Annotated in this window: 14 protein-coding genes and 2 pseudogenes; 9 read left to right on the forward strand and 7 right to left on the reverse strand. The window is 43.1% G+C overall.

The window, feature by feature from the left end; genetic code table 11:
* Positions 1-102, forward strand: a pseudogene (locus tag CSQ79_RS24900) (IS1 family transposase); the annotation flags it as partial.
* Between the two features lie 135 nt (positions 103-237).
* On the opposite strand, the gene CSQ79_RS24905 reads toward CSQ79_RS24900, so the two are convergent.
* Complete coding sequence (locus tag CSQ79_RS24905) at positions 238-5,442, reverse strand: translocation/assembly module TamB domain-containing protein (RefSeq protein WP_099703808.1); 5,205 nt, start codon at positions 5,440-5,442, stop codon at positions 238-240.
* 184 nt (positions 5,443-5,626) lie between these two features.
* Between CSQ79_RS24905 and CSQ79_RS24910 the strand changes: the two genes are divergently transcribed.
* From CSQ79_RS24910 to CSQ79_RS24920, 3 genes are all read left to right on the forward strand, one after another.
* Positions 5,627-5,992 carry a DUF3110 domain-containing protein gene (locus CSQ79_RS24910; protein WP_502693966.1) on the forward strand — a complete coding sequence of 122 codons (366 nt, stop codon included), beginning with the start codon at positions 5,627-5,629 and terminating at the stop codon, positions 5,990-5,992.
* 34 nt (positions 5,993-6,026) lie between these two features.
* Complete coding sequence (gene murQ / locus CSQ79_RS24915) at positions 6,027-6,944, forward strand: N-acetylmuramic acid 6-phosphate etherase (RefSeq protein WP_099703809.1); 918 nt, start codon at positions 6,027-6,029, stop codon at positions 6,942-6,944.
* 300 nt (positions 6,945-7,244) lie between these two features.
* Positions 7,245-8,075, forward strand: coding sequence for a DUF4351 domain-containing protein (locus tag CSQ79_RS24920; RefSeq protein WP_099703810.1), 831 nt, complete (start codon positions 7,245-7,247; stop codon positions 8,073-8,075).
* A gap of 158 nt (positions 8,076-8,233) precedes the next feature.
* On the opposite strand, the gene CSQ79_RS24925 is transcribed toward CSQ79_RS24920, so the two are convergent.
* The 6 genes and pseudogenes from CSQ79_RS24925 to CSQ79_RS24945 all read right to left on the reverse strand — a co-directional run bounded on the left by CSQ79_RS24925 (position 8,234) and on the right by CSQ79_RS24945 (position 13,665).
* Positions 8,234-9,229: an ABC transporter substrate-binding protein gene (locus tag CSQ79_RS24925; RefSeq protein ID WP_099703811.1), complete on the reverse strand. Its 996-nt coding sequence runs from the start codon at positions 9,227-9,229 to the stop codon at positions 8,234-8,236.
* A 75-nt stretch (positions 9,230-9,304) separates the two neighbouring features.
* Positions 9,305-10,270, reverse strand: coding sequence for a TonB-dependent siderophore receptor (locus tag CSQ79_RS28485; RefSeq protein ID WP_354000932.1), 966 nt, complete (start codon positions 10,268-10,270; stop codon positions 9,305-9,307).
* Positions 10,240-11,952, reverse strand: coding sequence for a TonB-dependent receptor plug domain-containing protein (locus CSQ79_RS28490; RefSeq protein WP_289501528.1), 1,713 nt, complete (start codon positions 11,950-11,952; stop codon positions 10,240-10,242). Before CSQ79_RS28490 ends, CSQ79_RS28485 begins: the two co-directional genes overlap by 31 nt.
* 129 nt (positions 11,953-12,081) lie before the next feature.
* A pseudogene (locus tag CSQ79_RS28730) lies at positions 12,082-12,354 on the reverse strand (ParE family toxin-like protein).
* Positions 12,351-12,572: a hypothetical protein gene (locus tag CSQ79_RS24940; RefSeq protein ID WP_099703812.1), complete on the reverse strand. Its 222-nt coding sequence runs from the start codon at positions 12,570-12,572 to the stop codon at positions 12,351-12,353. Before CSQ79_RS24940 ends, CSQ79_RS28730 begins: the two are co-directional and overlap by 4 nt.
* A 109-nt stretch (positions 12,573-12,681) precedes the next feature.
* On the reverse strand, positions 12,682-13,665 hold the full coding sequence (locus tag CSQ79_RS24945; protein ID WP_099703813.1) for an AraC family transcriptional regulator: 984 nt from the start codon (positions 13,663-13,665) through the stop codon (positions 12,682-12,684).
* Between the two features lie 298 nt (positions 13,666-13,963).
* Here CSQ79_RS24945 and CSQ79_RS24950 point away from each other — a divergent pair, with 298 nt between their 5' ends.
* From CSQ79_RS24950 to CSQ79_RS24970, 5 genes are all read left to right on the forward strand, one after another.
* Positions 13,964-15,745, forward strand: coding sequence for an ABC transporter ATP-binding protein (locus CSQ79_RS24950; RefSeq protein ID WP_099703814.1), 1,782 nt, complete (start codon positions 13,964-13,966; stop codon positions 15,743-15,745).
* 12 nt (positions 15,746-15,757) lie between these two features.
* The gene (locus CSQ79_RS24955; protein WP_289501529.1) at positions 15,758-16,342 is read left to right on the forward strand and encodes a protein-S-isoprenylcysteine O-methyltransferase; all 585 of its coding nucleotides are present in this window, start codon (positions 15,758-15,760) and stop codon (positions 16,340-16,342) included.
* Positions 16,343-16,575: 233 nt separating this feature from the next.
* On the forward strand, positions 16,576-16,980 hold the full coding sequence (locus CSQ79_RS24960; protein WP_289501530.1) for a SpoIIAA family protein: 405 nt from the start codon (positions 16,576-16,578) through the stop codon (positions 16,978-16,980).
* On the forward strand, positions 16,964-17,836 hold the full coding sequence (locus CSQ79_RS24965; RefSeq protein ID WP_289501531.1) for an ABC transporter substrate-binding protein: 873 nt from the start codon (positions 16,964-16,966) through the stop codon (positions 17,834-17,836). Before CSQ79_RS24960 ends, CSQ79_RS24965 begins: the two co-directional genes overlap by 17 nt.
* 4 nt (positions 17,837-17,840) lie before the next feature.
* Complete coding sequence (locus CSQ79_RS24970; protein WP_099703817.1) at positions 17,841-19,580, forward strand: ABC transporter ATP-binding protein; 1,740 nt, start codon at positions 17,841-17,843, stop codon at positions 19,578-19,580.
* Positions 19,581-19,667: the final 87 nt, after the last annotated feature.

Raw genomic sequence — 19,667 nt, forward strand, 5'->3', positions numbered from 1 at the left:
CGCAAAACTTTGTGTTACTCAAAGTCTACTGAAATGTTAAAAGCATCCGTTCGCTTGTTACTTGATTATCTTAAGTATTGGACTATCCCTCTGCCACTTTAATCATGACTTTATTGTGCAACACCTAAATTAGGGCTAAGTAGCATATCTTGGTTTAGAGTTAGTACTGTGTAAGACATAGTAAAAACAGTATAAGAAGCACACTGCAGCAGATGTCATGAAGAATTATCAGTAGATTCAAAACCGATTTTCATATTCTAAAATTGCCCGTGTTTCTCCTGTAATATCTGTGGCAGCACGTAAGCGAAATTCTTCATTGAGTCGATAATTCAGACCAATGCGTGTTGGATCGTCAGATGTCAGAACTCGCAAAACAGAAACAGAAAGATTACCTGAGACATCAATACCAGCTTCTGCGGCTAAATCAAGTGCGGAAGTCCGTCCGCCAGATTCTGTGCCAACCGTCGGAAATAAACGTAACTCCGATAAACCAAAAGCATTACCAATATTTGTGACAGCGCTTTGGAAGTTACCTAATAAAGCTGTCCCTGCTATATTAGCAAGTCCTAACACACTATCTCCACGTCCTAAAGTGTCGATAAAACCACCACCCAGTAAAGCAACAATCTCAGATTCACTGCGAGAAGGATTGCTAGTTAGTTCTAAATTATCAAAAAGTTGACTTGCAGGACCTTGAACCTCAGCTTGGACGCGTACTGTCTCAAAACCACCTAAGTCTGTAGAAAGCGGTTGTGTAATATCACCTGATAAAGGAGTCGTTGCAACTCTAGTCCGCGTGACTTCTGGAACTCGCGTAACAAGACGAATATCTAATTCAGGATCAAGTCCTTGATTTGGTCTAAAGGTTGCTGTGTGTTCATAACCACGCGATAGCACAAATTGAGTTGTAAATAAATTCACACCACCACGACGTAACCGAACTACACCATCTGGACGCAGATCGTTGAGTGCGCCACTAATATTAAGCGAACCTGTTGCTTCTATATTGATAATAGGTGGACGAGTGACCGAAATACCATTACCCAAAGTCAACTGTAAGTTATTAAACTCTGGAACTGTAATTCCATCTTGATTTGCACCAACTGGTGTCGCAGTCTCTGGTGTAACACCATTACCATTTTCTTCAGGAATAGATATTTCACCTTGTGCAAGTTCAACTTCACCGCCAATAACTGGGTTAAGGACATTTCCAGTCACAACCACATTTCCACTAGCCCCACCACGATATAATCCATCAAGATTAAGAGCTAACTGATTGAGGTCGATTGTCAGAGGATTGCCAAAATCTGGATCAGTCGGTGAAAAACTACTGAAAATTGGTACAACTCCCTGAGCAACAACATTACCGCGTGAGAAATTACCTTGAAGACGATCAACTTGAATTCGGTCAAGATTAAAGTTAATTGTGCCTGTGACATCAGTGAGAGGTTCCGGCAAAGCTTGGGCAGTAATTGTCGCATTACTAACTGTCGCAATTCCTGTGGCAACAGGTTCTTGAGTTGTCCCACTGACTTGAAGTTGAACTTGTCCTTGTCCTCCTTCCCAAGCAACGGCATCGGTGAGTAAGTTAATTAATGATAAACCTTCGTTTTGGACGTTGATATCTAAACTAATTTGATCGCTATCAGGTGTAACAGTTGCAAAAGGTAGCTCTAGAGGTATGCTACCAGTAACTGTGATTGGTTCAGGTCCAGCCACAACGACATTACTACCAATATTAAATCGGGCATTAGCATAACTAAAGCTAGCAGTTGCCGACTCTACAGGTCTTTCATTGAGTGTTCCGGCGCTGAGTTCCACTTCTCCGATCGCTTGAGGATTTTCAATTGTTCCAGCTAAAGTTGCTGAACCGTTTAATTGTCCTGTGACATCTACTGGTAAATCGACAAAATCAGTTAATGTAGCAATTGGGAAGTTTGTCACTTGTAATTGACCGGATTGTTCTGCACCCCCTACTTGCCCTGTAAAAGCAACAAGAGATTCATCTGATTGAATCCGCAAAGGTAATAATGTTAAAACACCATCTTCAAAATTGCCTTGGGCAATGACTTGATCGGCATTATAAGAACCCCATTGCCAATCTTGACCTTGTAAATCAAAATTAGCGGTGACACCAGCGCTTATCGAACCACTTACTGCTACAGTTCCACTAAACGTCCCTTGAAAATCTGCAAGTTCAGGTAATGGCGATGCATCTTGACGTTGCTGACGCTGTTGTTGCAATAGTGTTGTAATTTCTGAATAACGGCGGATTTGTGTGAGTAGTGGTGCGTCTGGTAAACCTACTGGTGTGGTGTTGAGAGTGTCCGCACCAGCATAGGTGGGTGGTTCTATACCGCGTTGGAAATCTTCTAAATTAAAGTACCGCAGTGCAGCTAAAACAGTTTGCACTTGACCGTTAGCAATATTAACTTGAGCATCAAATTCTGACCCTGTAGGAGTTTGCGTTAAGCTACTTTTCAAAGCATAACGACTGTCTCCCTGAACAAACTCGCCTCCTGTGAGTGTTCCTGTACCATCTGCAAAACGAATTTGTCCGACAAATTGATTTCCGGTGAGAGTTCCAATTGTGGGTTCAGCGATCGCAATATTTCCGGCAACAGCAAGTGTTGTCGGATTAACTCTTAAATCGCCTGTGAGTTGTCCTGAAACTGGTGCATTACCTAATACGGGAAGATTAGGCGTTAAATCTAATACTGCTAAAGGAAAATTTTCAATATTGACTAATAAATCTTCGCCAACGCTACGCCCTCTGGCAATTGCTGCATCGCGCCGAACTAAAAAAGAAACTGGACGATTCTCAGGATCTAAGTTCAACGCAATTTGATCTTGACCGCCAGAAACATCTAATTGCAATCCCTCAGCAGCAGTTAGTTCAACATTTCCCGTTAACTGTGGGGCAAAGGCTAAATCGTTAACTGCCAAGTTTTGTAATTGTAATGCACCTACTACATTCGGTGCAGTTAAAGTTCCTGTGATATTACCAGCAAAATTTGCACTTCCTGCAAGGTTTACTGCCGCAGGCAACTCAAAAGGTAAATCTTGTAAACTGTAATCTTGTGCTTGAACATTGAGATCTAACTCAGTAACTTCCGGCGCACCCGATGGAGTCACTTGGGCAAAAATTAGTCCACTTGCTCTTAAATTTGGTGCTGTTGCTTGCTCAACAATCAGGCGATCGCCAGCCCAACCCACCCTTGCTGTTAGGGGTTGTTGTACAGGCCCAATTCCTTGAGAAAAGCGCAAATCTCCCACAGCGCGAACATCTGCTAAATCAAACGAATCAACTGTACCTGCTACGCGCAATTGACCATTCAGCTGACCTTGGAGTTGTTCTGAAAACCGTGCAAGTTGCACTTGTGAGGCATTAACTAGCGCTTGCCAACGACCTTGGGCAAGTTGAATATTGGAGGCGGTGACTGTTCCTCCTGCAACATTTAAACGTCCCGAACCGATCGCTTGAATTTGATTTGGCTGAAACGCTGTTGTCGTGCCAGCAACAGTAAACGTTCCTGTGAGCGCGCCTTGAAACTGTGGTGGAGCTTGGGGAACTAAATTTCCGAGTTGGACACCTGATGCTTGTACTTGCGCCCGCCAGCGACCTTGGGCAAGTTGAATATTGGAGGCGGTGACTGTTCCTCCTGCAACATTTAAACGCCCCGAACCGATCGCTTGAATTTGATTTGGCTGAAACGAGGCAGTAGAACCTGCAACATTAAATGTCCCACTAATCGGTGCTTGCAGTGCTGGGGGAACTTCTGTGACACGTCCTAACTGTACATTTGACGCTTGGACAGTTGCTTGCCACTGATCGTTTGTTAACTGTCCGGCAGCGCGTAGCGTACCACCAGCAAAATCGACAGTAGTATTGCGAAATAGCAAGTTTTGTGCATTGGCAATTAAAATTTGACCGCGTGCGGGATAGGTTGCATTTGCTGCTTGCCAATTGACAATTGTTTGGGGTTGTGTTGGCGAACCAACAACATTAGCTTTTGCTTGAATTGTGCCAATTTGAAATTCAGGTGTTGCACCATAAAGACGGGCGATCGCATCTCCAGGAATATTCCGTGCCTCGAGGTTAAATCCCAAGCCTGGAGTTTCTCCAATTTTGATTGTACCGCCACCAGTAATTTGACCCCCGACTGTCGGAACTGCTTGAATGTCTTTAAAAGCAACTACCGATGCCGTAGGAGAAAAAGCAAATCGTGCACTGGCATTTTTAAAATCTACGCGGTCGATTCGAGCTTGCTTAGTAGTGGTTACACTGCCCGATAATGTTGGCTTTTCGATGGGTCCGCTGAGTTGAACTTCTGCTCTTGCTTCACCTGCTACAGGTACGGGAAGATCTAATTCCAACGTCTTTTGGGCATTGGCAAAACTAACTGCTGGGACTTTGGCAGCAATATTAAAACCAACTTCCGTATTTAGGACACCGTTAGCGATCGCTGGAATACTTCCGTAACTGGTTTGGACGTTATCAAGCCAAATTTGCGTACCTTGAAACCCTAGCGTGCCATTAGATTTATTAAATGCTTGTGGTAGTTGCTCGACTTGTGCTGTAACTTCTTTCAGTTGCGCAGTACCAAATAGCTGTGGGTCTTGCTCTTGTTGCCAGCGAACATTTAAATTACCATCAACTCGCCCACCTTGCAGGTCAATTGGTAAATCAATTAAGCGCGTCACTTCTGAGGCGAGGACGTTTTGAGCTTGAATTTGTAAATTAGTGCGTTCGGTGCTAAATTGCGATTCGCCTTGAATCTCAATATTGCCTTCTGTTGCTATGCCACTAATTTGGTATCTAATTAATTCATTATTATCTAAAAACTGCCCAAATCCATTGACTTGGCTGACTCTAACTGGTTCTGACGATCTCGCAATAGGTTTGCCTCTTGCCTCTGGATTTGCTAATAGAGCAACATTGGCATTACGAAACTGAATGCGATCGAGTTCAGTTCTAATTAGCCCTGTCCCTTCTTCAGTTGCTAAAGCAGTAGAAATCCAGCGCCCTTGGGCATCTTGCTCTAGATAAACGTCAGGATTAACTAATGTAACATCAAGTCTGAGTGTGCGAGTAATTAATAGTTGTAATGGGTTAAACGCAACATCTACGGCTGCTACTGAAGCGCGGTCTGGGTCGGTAGCCGTTGCCGGAATCGCAGAAGCACCAAAGCGTAAACCAGTTAGAGAAAAGCTTTCTACTCGTCCTAATTCTACTGGTCGATTCAGTGTTTGTGTTAAATTGCGTTCCACAAGTGGTGCTAACTGTTCGTTCACAAAAGTCCACAACCACCACCCACCTGCTATGAGTCCTAACAACACAGGCGCACCAATGGCGATTCCAGTGCGATAACTTAGTAACGATCGCGAATTTCTTTGAGAACGTGGTTCGGTTTGGTTATCTAAATCAGGAGGATTCTTCATTGAGCTTTAGGGGGTGTCAGCTGAAGGCAGCTAATAACGCAAAAGACAAATGGCACACTTATAAAATACCGATATCCGCATCCGCTGGCTACTAAATTATGCGATGGTAGTTGGGGTTTTATAACAAATGTTTGCAGAAATAGTTTGTAACTGTACCATAGTTCACTAAAGAAGGAGGAGACAAATGATTACTCCCATGCGAGTTTTTGTTTTATTATTTAATGCGCGAACTGAAAACGAAGGTATTCACACCATCCGAGTTGGCGATCGCAATCGAGTTTTGATGTTTGAATCTGAAGATGATGCCACTCGCTTTGCACTTATGCTAGAAGCTCAAGACTTTCCGACACCAACTGTTGAAGTCATGGACGCTGAGGAAATTAAAGAGTTCTGTGAAAGTGCCGATTATGATTGGGAACTGATTCCCGAAAATGGTTTAGCGCTTCCCCCAGAACAGAACATCGAACAAACAGATTGGCAGATAGAAACTGAACCCGAATCTGATCCAGATATAGACGATATTCGTCGTAAATTGGAAGGGTTATTATAGTACAACCTACCAAGGTGCAAGCGAGGCACGCAACATGACTCAGGTGGAGGGGCGGGGTTACTTGTTGACAGAACAGGTCAATCTCAATAGTCGCAATTTAGATCAATTAAGTTCCTTAGAGTTTGTCGAACTTTTTAATCGCGAGGATCAACACGCGATCGCTGCTGTTGAGAAGGCAAAACACGACATTGCTGTGGCGATTGATCGCACTGCCAAAGCTTTACATCACGGGGGACATTTGTTCTACGTTGGTGCAGGTACTAGTGGTAGATTAGGTGTATTAGATGCTGCAGAGTGTCCGCCAACATTTTGTACTTCCCCAGATCTTGTGCAAGGAATTATTGCTGGTGGCGCTGGGGCTTTAGTCCGCAGTTCGGAAGATTTAGAAGACAAAGCCGAAGATGGCTATGATGCGATCGCCCAACGTCACATTACACAACTTGATGTTGTTGTTGGGATCACAGCAGGTGGGACAACTCCCTACGTTCACGGTGCTTTACAAGCCGCCCGCGAACGCGGCGCTACTACAATCTTTATCGCTTGTGTTCCCAAAGAACAAGTCAGTGCTGAAGTTGATGTTGATATTCGCCTTTTGGTAGGACCAGAAATTTTAGCAGGTTCAACACGCCTCAAAGCCGGAACCGCAACAAAGTTAGCCTTAAATATTCTCTCAACTGGGGTGATGGTGCAGCTCGGAAAAGTTTATGGCAATCGCATGGTAGATGTTGCTGTTACTAATAGCAAGTTACGCGATCGCGCCATTCGGATTTTGCACGATTTAACAGGACTCGACCGCGCTGCTGCGGCTACACTACTATCACAAAGTGGAAATTGGGTCAAGCTTGCGTTACTCATGCATTGGACAGGCGTTACCAAAGAAGAAGGCGATAAACTTCTAGCTCAACACAATGGCAATCTTCGCGCTGCTGTTTCTAGCTATAAAGGTGTCTAGTCATTTCTCCCGATCTGCAACCGATTAACTCGTGGCGCAATACTGTTATGACCGATCTTTATTTGCGATCGCTCAATAACTCAATTTATTTAGAAATGCGATCGCGGAGTGTGTGTCGCACAATCGCTTCTCCCAGAATTCTCAATGCGATCGACTAACTACATTTAGTGAAACGTAGACTTATCAATTATATTTTCCCTCTTCATTTTTTAGTAGCTTTAATTATGCGTCATCATTAACTTTTTTCAACTTATAGTAATATCTTCTTACAAGAGTTAGTGGAACTACCATCAAGTTTTAATGTCGTTTGATAACTTATGCAAACTTCTATCTGAAAAATATCCTGCCATCTTTGCCAGTTGGGTACTAGGTACACCGCAAACAAACGTTAAAGTCCTCAAAACTGAATTAAGTATTGAACCAATTCGCGCCGATTATGTCACATTTTTACAGTTACAAGGGCGCATTTTACATTTAGAATTTCAAACTCAACTCGCATCAACGCCACCGCTACCGTTGCGAATGCTCGATTACTGGGTACGGTTGTATCGGTTATATCGCCTTCCCATTACGCAAGTCGTCGTTTTATTACTTCCAAGCGCACCAGAGACAACTATTGAAACTTCATTCAATGTGGAAACGACTCGTCATGAATATCGTGTGCTGAGACTGTGGGAGGAAGATGCTACACAATTTCTAGAGAATCCAGCGTTGTTACCATTCGCGCCCTTAACCGCAACAACACAACCGCAAAGTTTGTTACAGCAAGTTGTACAACGAGTGAATCAACTCGAAGCAGTGGAACAACGTTCCGAAATTTCCGCTTATACGCAAATTTTAGCAGGGTTAAAATACAACAAGGAGTTAATACAGAGAATATTTCGGGAGGGAATGATGCGCGAATCCGTAATTTACCAAGAAATCTTGGCTGAGGGTGAGCAACAAGGACGGGAAGTGGAAGGGCGATCGCTTGTACTGCGTCAACTGAATCGGCGTGTAGGAGAGTTACCCCAAGATCTGCAAACTCAAATTGAATCTTTGTCGTTAGAACAATTAGAAAATCTGGCTGAAGCACTCTTAGATTTTCAAGAAATTACAGATATTGACGCTTGGTTAGCCGAGAATCGTTAGCGATCGCTCATTAGCTCAATTCAATTTGTCATAAATGCGATCGCACGAGCGGTTTTCATGAAATAATTTTGCTGGGTAGGGTAGATCATTGCTTTTGTATGAGAGTGTTTTAGGATACATTTGAAACAGTTATCAAGCATAATGTGTTCTGAAGTTAATTATGATCTCTCAAAATAGGGGTCTTTTTTACCCTCTAACAAATATTTGGAAATATCGTCAAGGAAAAGATTCATCCCTATGGGTCCACCAAAATCCCAGATCTTTCGACTAACGATGTACGCTCGGTTATTCTTAACGGATTCCAGAGATTGTATTAAGGGCTGTTGAGACAGGTAAGATGCCGATCCATCTTCAATAATAAAAAGAATATCAGCATCATATTGGTCAATTGCTTCTATGCTAAAGGTGGCTGCTTCGTTGTATTCCAATAACATGGGTTTAATTGGTATACCAACTTCCTTGAATACTTGAAAAATCGCTGAATCCTTTGGTCTTAACCAAAAGTTTTTGCCGAAATGATCGATTACAGAAATTTCTAATCCTGCCAGTTTGTTGCCCAGTTTCTCTTGAAATTCTGCGACTCGTTTTTCATATTGGCTGAGAAAGATTTCTGCTTTTTCTTCTCGGTTTACAAGTTGAGCAATATACCGAAAGGTGTCTTTAATAGAATCTCTAATTCTGTAAACATCAATCACCGCAGTAGGAGCAATGTCAGATAACTGTTCGTAAGTTTGAACGTTTCCATCTCTAACCAACAAGATCAAATCTGGCTTTAGCTTTAGAACTTTTTCGAGGGAGGGGGTTCCCTCTCTGCCAACTGTCTCAATTCCTGCAACTTCATCAGGCAACAGATTTGGAAAGTATCGTTCTCCTCCTAGATAATCAACGACCCTACCTACAGGTTTGATGTCGAGAGCTATCAAAGAGTCTAGTACTGTTGGAATATCTAATGCAACAATGCGCTGTGGTTGTAAGGGAATGCATATTTCACCAAGACTGTGTTGAATGATTCGACACTCAGACGAATTAGCTAACTGTCTTGCTGAACTGTCAGGTTCTTGAGTGGCTGGATTGTAGCAAGCCACAGTTGTTAAGAGAAAGGATAAAGCTACTAGCAGTAATGATCTTACGAAACGGAAGCGTTGATTTTTCATCAATAAGTTTGTCAGTATTTACAAATCAAATTACACTGCAAGGTGCGACTCTGCTGGTAACAATTGAAAAACTAATTAAAATGTCCAACTGATGGAACCAACAACTGTAAAGGGATCGCCTCTTTCAACAAAATTTCTGTCGAAACTGAAAGTGGCATAATCTAAGTCAAATAGATTACGGATATTGATTGCTGTATTAAAATTGCCTCTGCGGTAGTAGAGCGCTGCATCAGTTCGTAAATAGCTTCCTAGCTCAAACGAGTTTGCAGAGTCGCCTGGTCGTTCACCTACATAGAACAGTCCAAGCCCAAAGCCCAATCCTCTCAAACCTCCCTCTGGAATGGTGTAAGTTGTCCAAATACTGGCTTGATGCTCTGGTGCATTCGTTAGGCGGTTGCCTACTGGAGTCGTGTTATCTTCTGTAACAATTGCATCAGTGTAAGCATAAGCAGCAATGATATTCCAACCAGGCAAAACTTCACCTGTAACATCTAACTCAATTCCTTGGCTGCGTGCTTCTCCCGTTTGAATGGAGAACAGAGGATTGTCGGGATCAGGGGTTGTGATATTTGTCCTGGTGAGATAATAAGCTGCCAGATTTGTAGAGAGTTTACCCTCTAGAAAATCAGTCTTGACTCCGATCTCATATTGGGTTCCTCGTGTTGGCTCAAATTCTCTTCCATCGGGATTGAATCCTGTCGTTTGACGAAATGAGCGGCTGTAGCTGGCGTACAGAGAAACCGTATCACTAGGCTGATACACTAAACCAATTCGGGGACTGAATGCGCCATCAACTTGTACTGGATTGCCCGTTGGGCTACCCACGCCAAAGTCAGCGATTTCTTGTATGTAAGACACCCAATCATAGCGACCGCCAATTAATAATTTCAGATTGTCGCTAAAAGCGATTTGGTCTTGAGCGTACACCCCGTAAGACTGAATGGTCTCGTCATACTTGAAATTGGGAAATAATTCGGGTCTCGAAATGTTGTAATCTGGGTCAAAAATGTCTAAAAGAGGAATATCTGCTGCTCTAGCAATCCTGTTTTCAAATTTTGCACATAGCGATTAACATCAAAACCGATGAGAACTTGATGTGAAATCGATCCGGTATCAAAATTCCCAAGTAGTTCAATCAGCCCAAAATAATTAGTAAATGTAAAGTCAACCTCTTCAATCGCAACTGTTAAGAAGCGATCGTCTTCCAATCCAGTAGGAAAAACGGAATTGTGGTCAAAATCATTCAGAGTGACGGCAAGATTATTACGAACCTGCCAATCACCACTAAACTCGTGGTTTAGGACATAGCCAAATCTGTGAGTAGTGATATCAATTGAGGCAAAATCGGGATAGCCAGGATAGAGACTTCGTGGTAGAAGGTTATCATCACTGAGGAGGGGAGCCGCGTTGACAAAGTATGGATCTCCTGTAAAATCAATATGCTCGTAATATAAATTTACGCTTGTCTGATCTCCCAAGTTTAAGGTGATAGAAGGAGCAATCGTGATGAGGCTCTCCTCAACAAAGTCTTGATAACTCTCTTCACCTTGATAGGCGGCAATAAAGCGGTAAAGCAGTGTGTCATCATCCGTCAGAGGACCTGATAGATCGATACTGGGCTGATAGAAGCCATAATTGCCTGCCTCAAATCTTAAATTATAATAGGGTTCACTCAACGGTTGCCGAGTAATTACATTGATAACTCCACCAGGCTCTACAGCGCCAAACAAAACCGAAGCAGGTCCTCTCAGAACCTCCACCTGCTCGACTGTTTCAATTGGTCTAACGCCATAGAAACCACCATCGCGAGCACCATTTCGCAGGTTTCCACCCCCATCAGCAAAACCCTGAGAAAATCCTCTAATGATTCTATTGTTCAATCCTGGCGCACCGTAGATGCTTCCACCCTCAACCACACCAGGAACCGTTTCTACTGCCTCAGTCACTGTTCTGACGTTGCGATCTTCCAGCACTTGTCGTGGCACAACGGTAATTGACTGGGGAATATCTCTTAGTGGTGTATCTGTTCGCGTTGCTGTTGAAGCACTCGATGGGTTATAGCCTTCATCCTGCTCACCTGTCACGACGATCGCAATTGAGTCATCCCCCTGTGGTGTTTCACTTGTCGGCGGCGTGGGGGATGTTGCAGTCACTACCCCAACAATCAAACCCGCATCACTATCAAACAACTCAACAGTGGGTAACGCGGTTTCTCCTGTGACTGTTACTCTTAGAGTATTTGCATCAAGATTTGTGACTGTTATTTCCGTAACACCATCAACGGGTTTTTCGGAACGGAATGTAAAAGCATCGCCACTGGGTAAACGCAGTTGTGCATTTGGAATATCTGCAATATAGTTATTACCACTACTGCGATTTGTAATTTGCAGTTGTTCGCCAAAAGGAGTTTCTAAAATCACCTCCACACCTTGCTCAGTGGGAACTGCTCTTACTGCTGTAATTTGGATGGGAGATGAAACATTAGGAGTTGAGGATTGCGACAATAAATCTTTGACGCTTGTTGCTGGTAACTCAATTTCGCTGAGTCTTTGAATATTTGTAGTAGTAATGGGCTGGTTGCGATCGCTTCGTTGTGTATTACTCCTCTCAATCCTCCCTTGCAAAATGGGGACACTCGATTTTACTCCCTCAGCCCGTGCAGTGGAAGCCATCAAAACCGACAGCGCCATTACCATCAATGCCAATTGCAATCGACCCCTCATCCTCTCACACCTTTTGAAAATCTTTATCAAGAAATATCAGGGTGATGCCATGCTTGAAAAGCCATTATGAGGGGCTAGACGGATTTTATTTGAGGGTTAGACGGATTTTTTTAAATTTCTACTTTACTTTTACAATTTTTTAAATAATTTGTCATAACTACTGTGCGAACCGATCCAAAACCAAACAATTGTTTCAGGATCTTTCATTACGCCTACAGCACGCCAACCTATTCCTGCTCTTACCGAATATATAGGTTGTTTTGTATTCAGCTTCTTGAACTCCAAACTAGGATGAGATGGATTTTGCTTCCATAGTTGATAATTTTTTCTTGCTGTTTTCTAAACTCTTTCTGGTAACTCAGCAAAATATTCGATGAACTCTATGGTCAATTCTGACTTCATAGCTCATCAAAACCTATTTGTCTTGTCCTACCATTAATAGAATCATTTAACGCTTTTGTTGCTAACTCCTCTAATTGGCTATGTTGTGGGTGAGATAAAGATTGCTGCCAGTTAAGTTCATTTTCAATACCTTCAATTAACTGTTCTGCAAGTTCATCTTGTAGATGAGGAGGTAAATTTTGTGCTTTCTTAAAAGCCTCTGTAAGTAACTCAGTCACAACTGTAGTTTGTATGATGTTAATTCAATTTTATCAGGAGCAAGTAGTATTTAATTGCTACTTTATTTAGTATTTAAGGATTGGTCGCAAGTTATAGAATAATTCAAATTCAAAACTTGATTTTTAAATAATCTCTGGGACTCACGCCAAACTTTTTGCGAAATGCTGCTGCAAAATACTTGCGATCGCCAAACCCCACTGCTTGCATGACTTCAGTGACTCTCATGTCACCAGACATTAACAGTTGACTTGCTTGTTCCATGCGATAATCGTGGAGATAGCCAAATACCGTTTTGCCAAAACAGTAGCGAAACCCGCGTTTGAGCGAACAATCATTCAAGCCAACTTGCCGCGCCAATGTTATCAACGAAGGCGGTTGATGTAGATTTTGCTTCAAAATTTCGCGGGCGCGATGGATGCGATCAATATAATCGGGTTTTAGATTGTTTTGCGATCGCCTCCCCTGCTGTACCTCTTGCTCTTCTTCCAACACCAACGCCGCCACCTCTAGCACTTTTCCTTCTAAATACATCCGTTTATGCAACCCCTGATACGGACAGCGGATAATTTGCCAAAGGATGCGCTGCATTGCAGGCGAGATTGTCCCCACGCGGGTGTAGTATCGTTGACTCTGTTGGCGAATCAAGTGTTGTAACTCAGTTGGCAGTTCGCCACCCGCTCCTATAAACGACAATAAAACCTCTAGTTGCATCCAGATTATGACTTCTAAACTGTGGTATTCGCACGGACCAACGATAGTTTGCTTGGGAGATAGACCACTACCATAGAGCGCATATTCCAAATTACTCACTTCCGTAAAAGCATCAAGATGCTGTCCTGACAAATGGAAATGAAAACACAACTGTCCTTCTTCTTCTGGTAATGTAACTTCCCAGCGATCGCACAGCCGAAAATTATCGATTCTCAATTCTAGCCCTTCGCGCAATTCAATTTCCCGAACGTAGCCTTCAGACAACCACGACGGGCAATGCAGCAACAAATCCAGGTCATCTTTGGGGTCTGGATATTTTGCATGAGCAAGCATCTCTTCGTACAAATCATCAGCGGCTTGCTCGGACATAGAAATCGTCATCGCGATAGGATTACTGAGATTAATTATTATTAGTAGATTATCACATTAATTTTTATATTTGTGGTAGTAGGTAATGGGTGATGGGTAATGGGTAATAGATATTCTGTTCAATTACCACTTACCAATTCTCATTGCCAATACTTAAAAACTTGTGACTACCGAGTTATAACAAAACCTTAAAGATTTATTTAATCAAAGCAAACAAAGTTTATTTTCGCTATAATGCGTTCAAATTATTGATACATATTCTCATTAGATAAGAGATTAAACGTTGATATCCTGCACTTCATCTAAAGTCATGATCCATCAAGCATATCCCAAACCACCTACCAGCATTTGGGACATTATCGCTCCGGTCAAAGGTAGGATTATAAGTGCGATCGCGCTAGCAGCACTAAGTTCAATTGCTGGAATCGTTTCATTGCTAGCAATTCCGCCGATTGCAGCCGCGCTATTGTCTGAGTCATCACCTATTCAAGTTTGGCAATGGATTGCAATAGCATTAGGAATGGTAGCGATCGCCTTTACCGCCAGAGTTTTTGCATTTCATGTTTCCCATATCGCGGCGTTTAAACTTGAAGTCATCTTAAGAACAGCACTGACTACACACCTGGCGCAAGTTCCCCTCGGATATATTATTACAACAGGCTCAGGTGCAATTAAGAAAATTGTGCAAGATGATGTCAAATCACTTCATGCTTTTGTCGCCGACAGCACGCCCTTATTTGGGCAAGCATACACAATTCCAATGCTGTCATTAATTGCAATGTTTATTGCCGATTGGCGATTAGGATTAGTGACATTAGCACTACTTCCAATAGGCATGATTTTCATTCGGCTGGCATTACGCGACTACGCCGAACAACGAGATGCATACGATCGCGCCAACGAACAGATCAATAGCGTCATCATTGAATTTGTGCAAGGAATGCAAGTTGTTCGCACCTTTGACGATGGTAGTAGTTCCTTTGCTCGATTTCAAAATTCACTCGATGCATTCACCCAAAAGCTGCGTGAATGGAATGAAAAAACGCAAACTTCCGGTCGATTCGGAACATTGCTATTTGAACCGTTACCCACACTACTAGTTGTATCTGCGGTGGGAGCATGGTTCATGATGCAGGGAACTTTATCATTTCCGCGCCTGTTGGTATTTCTATTACTCGCCCCGCGATTATGTGGAGCCTTCAAGCCCATTTTCACACTCTCCTATTTCATCAATCAGGCAAATGCCGGAGCATTGCGGATTGGGGCAATACTAGCAGAACCGATACTACCACAGCCAGAACATTCTCAACAACCTGCCAATTCTTCAATTGCACTACGCAATGTGACTTTTTCCTACAGTGACGATCGTCCAGCATTACAAGATGTGTCGCTTGATATGCCAGCCGGAACCGTAACAGCGTTAGTAGGTCCTTCAGGTGCAGGCAAAACAACATTAGCACGACTCATTCCGCGCTTTTGGGATGTTGATCGTGGCTCAATTGAGATTGGCGGTGTAGATGTGCGGGAAATGAACTCTGATACTTTGATGTCCTGGGTTTCATTTGTCTTTCAAGATACCTTTTTATTGCACGACACGATCCGCAACAATATTAAATTAGGGAAACCAAACGCGACCGATGAAGAAATAGTCGCAGCAGCTTCTGCGGCACAAGCGCACGAGTTTATCCTCACTTTACCTAACGGCTACGATACCATCGCTGGCGAACGAGGAACTCGACTTTCAGGCGGACAGCGCCAGCGCATTACGATCGCCCGTGCAATTCTCCAAGATAATCCGATTGTGGTATTAGATGAAGCTACTGCCTTTGCCGATCCAGAAAATGAAGCATTGATTCAACAAGCGATCGCATCATTAACAACGGGAAAAACCTTGATCGTTGTCGCACATCGCTTAGCAACAATTATAAGTGCCGATCAGATTGCAGTCTTAGATCAAGGACAATTAGTTGAATGTGGCAAACATGAAGAATTACTTGCTCATGATGGTGTTTACGCACGACTCTGGTTGCGTCATCAGCAAGCACAAAATTGGGAATTGAAAGTGAGACAAGCCTTAGTTGAAATGCAGTAGTGAGGTAAAAATATGGACACGCAAATCCTCAAAATCGCCTTCCTGATTGGGCTAGCGGCAAGTACAATTATCCGCATTCCTTACCAGCGAGAAACTAAACAAAACACCATCATCGATAATCGCAAAACTCCTCAAGAAAACGGATTGCTGTTTTTGGTGTTTTTAGGGATGGTTGCTTTGCCACTCGTATACGTTTTTACTCCCTGGCTTGATATTGCCAACTATCACCTACCAATTTGGGCTAATGGCTTGGGCGTTGTGACATTTGCGATCGCAATGTGGCTATTTTGGCGATCGCATCACGATCTCGGTCGTAACTGGTCGCCCACGTTGCAAGTACGAGAAGCACACACACTGATCGTCAGCGGTATTTATCAAAAAATTCGCCATCCCATGTATACATCGATCTGGTTATGGAGTATTGCCCAAGCGCTATTACTACCCAACTGGATTGCAGGATTATCAGGAATCATCGGCTTTGGCATTTTATACATCGTCCGAGTTCGCAATGAAGAACAAATGATGCTCGATCAATTCGGCGATCAGTATCAAGAATACATGCACAAAACCAAGCGATTAATACCCTATCTCTTGTAGGCGTTAGAACTTCATTAAGGTTGGTAACTGGTAACTGGTAATTGGTAATCGGTAATTGTTTCCTTCCACACTCCTATTACCTATTACCCGACAGATGTTGTATGCGATCTTTAGTTATCCACACCTACTTAAAAATCCCTCTGCAACTCTTTTCTTTGTGTACTACCCTGCGGGAAGGCTGCGCCAATGTGGTTTGTTTCCAAAAAATTCTACAACTCAAATCATTTTCCCCTATGTTAACCATCACCGAAAAAATTCCCATCATTACCTTTACCTACGAAGGTCGCATGACAATGGACGACGCCAATCAATATATCTCCAAGTTAGAGGAACTCATTACCCAGAAAGAACCCTTTGCAATTCTTGCGATCGCCCATGAAGACAATAGTAAAAACCGAGAAAAAGGCGTTAATTCAACAATTGGTAAATGGATTAAGTACAACAAACCGCAACTAACCAAATTTTGTTTTGGGTACGCCACCGTAACAACATCAACAGTATTTGCCCTTTATAAACCAATGACAAAACTCATCGGAACCAAAATGATGGGATGTCCTTGCGATGTCTTTGTATCAGTCGAAGAGGCGATCGCGTGGTTAGAACAACAAAAGAGTCATGTTTATGCAACGCTCCAGTGATATACAAGTCATAGATGATACAGGAACATTGCTCACTCTGTTAAAACCTGCCAAGCGGATTGTGAGTTTAACAGCAACAGGTTTAGATACTTTATTTGAATTAGGGTTACAGCCTGTGGGATATCTAGCTAAAGGTATTGCCGATCAACCTGAATTTTATGGCGTTCAGGCACAGCAGATTGCATCAGTCGGTTCGTGGATGTTTCCCCAAATCAATCGCATCAAAGCACTACAACCAGATTTAATTCTCGGATGGGCGTTTCCGCATCGATTTTATAAACCTTGGTTGAACAACATTGCACCTGTGTATTTGATGAACAAAACTGGCTATGAAGTTACGCTGCAACGATTGCGAGATGTAGGGGATTTATGCGATCGCACCTATGCCGCAGAAAAAGCGATCGCCCAGTTTGAACAGTGTCTCAACATCCATCGTAACTCCATTACGACACCTCATAAAACAGTGCTGATGATGGGCGGTTCGAGTCTAAATCGTTGGATGGGTAAATTCCTAGTTGAGACAGATCGAGGCACACTTGGTAGCATTTTGCAACAACTCACAGATTACCCGTGGTATCAGCCACAAAACCATCGTGGAGAACCAGGGTTAATGACGCTCTCGCTGCGGGACATCTTAGCAGTCAACCCCGATATTATCTTTGTGCAAACTTATTCACCTGCCAAGGTTCCTCTTTCGCAACAGCTAACAAATCATGCGTTGTGGCAACAACTGCAAGCAGTACAAAACCACCAAGTCTACGAAGTCGATCAGTTTTGGCACAGTGGTACTGGCACTCGAATGCTGCGCCTGATCCTCGATCAACTGTTACCAAAAATTTATCCAAACTTAAGATAAAGCCATGCTTAATACCTATCGTCGGATGATGGATGTTGCCGGATCGTATAAGTCGCAGTTGCAATCTGCACTGCTGCTGTCTGTTATCGCCTCTATTATTCAAGGAGTCATCTTTGCTCTTTTCTTTCCCTTACTATCAGCATTGATGACGCAACCGATTGATGTTCAAAGAGTTTGGACACTCTTAGCTTTATTCGGATTTTTAGTTATCGTTGAAGGATTGATTCGCTGGCGAGAACTAGACTTTGCTTGGATAACATCTACTGATGTTGCCCATGAAACAAGATTACGACTCGCAGAACAACTGCGACGGATGCCTTTAGAAGAATTGAATCAACGACAGTCGGGCGATCTCAATGTTGTGCTGAGCGGTAATGTGAGTGAGATTGTGTTGTGGATTGGCAGTTTGGCAACACTGATTATTCAGACGTTAGTTGTGCCACTTGTTGTCATTATCGTCACGCTGTTCATCGATTGGCGATTAGCGGTGGCATTGTTAGTTACATTTCCCTTAGCTGTGCCAATTTACCGCCAAATGCGATCGCTTGTCAAAAGTTTGCTACGCGAAATAACAGACGCTGATGCCAACACGGCTTCACGGGTGGTGGAATATACCCAAGGTTTACCTGTACTGCGAGCGACAAAACAGGTTGGAGAGCGATCGCAACTTCTTCAAGCTGCACTCGTTCATCAACGTGATGTGCAATCGAAAGGACAGCGACTAGTCAATTTACCGCTAATCGCTATGGCAACTGTCGTTGAAGTTGGTATTTTTACAGTTATTGGCTTAGGAACACTGTTTGTTCTGCAAGGAAGCCTTTCAACTCCGGCTTTATTTGCGCTGGTGGCGATCGCCATGCGTTTTAGCGAACCACTCGCTCAACTAACAGGGCTTGCTAGTGTCTTCGACTTAATGGAAATTGGATTAGAGAGGATTGAAGCTTTGATGAGTATTCCTCCGCTTCCTGTACAAACACCACCCACTCAACTTAATTCTTTTGACATTACTTTTGAAAATGTTTCGTTTCGCTATGCCGATCAATCCGAATGGACGCTGCAAGATGTATCGTTTCACTCGCCTGAACGCACGTTGACAGCTTTAGTAGGATCGTCCGGTAGCGGTAAAACCACAATTACTCGTCTAATTAGCCGCTTTGCCGATGTGCAACAAGGTAGTATTCGCATCGGTGGGGTAGACGTGCGCCAAGTAGAACCAAGTCAACTTATGCGCTATATTTCTGCGGTGTTTCAAGATGTCTATTTATTTGATGACACGATTCGCAACAACATCCGCATGGCTAAACCTGACGCAACAGATATTGAAGTTGAAGCAGCTGCACGCGCCGCAAATTGTCATGAGTTTATTAGCCGTTTACCCAAAGGATACGATACTTCAGTGGGTGAGATTGGTGGTACGCTATCGGGTGGAGAACGTCAACGTATTTCCATCGCGCGTGCGATTCTTAAAGATGCGCCAATTGTCATATTAGATGAACCCACATCAGCTTTAGATACCGAAAGTGAAGTTGCTGTACAACAAGCCATCGATCAACTTGTTGCTAATAAAACCGTGATAGTCATTGCTCACCGTCTGTCTACTGTTATTGGTGCAGATTCGATTTTAGTCCTAGAAGACGGGTGTATTGTGGAGAGAGGAACTCATCCAGAATTATCACAACAAGGGCGCTACGCTACATTATGGAATGCACAACAGTACGCTCAGGGATGGCGAATTGCAGCGTGAATCCGCTTGCGAATAAATTCGCTACTGCGTAAACAAAGTCCACCTCCGTGGACTACGGGTAAGGCATGCTTTACCCTCTTAAATATA

The sequence above is a fragment of the Gloeocapsopsis sp. IPPAS B-1203 genome, assembly GCF_002749975.1.
GTDB lineage: Bacteria > Cyanobacteriota > Cyanobacteriia > Cyanobacteriales > Chroococcidiopsidaceae > Gloeocapsopsis.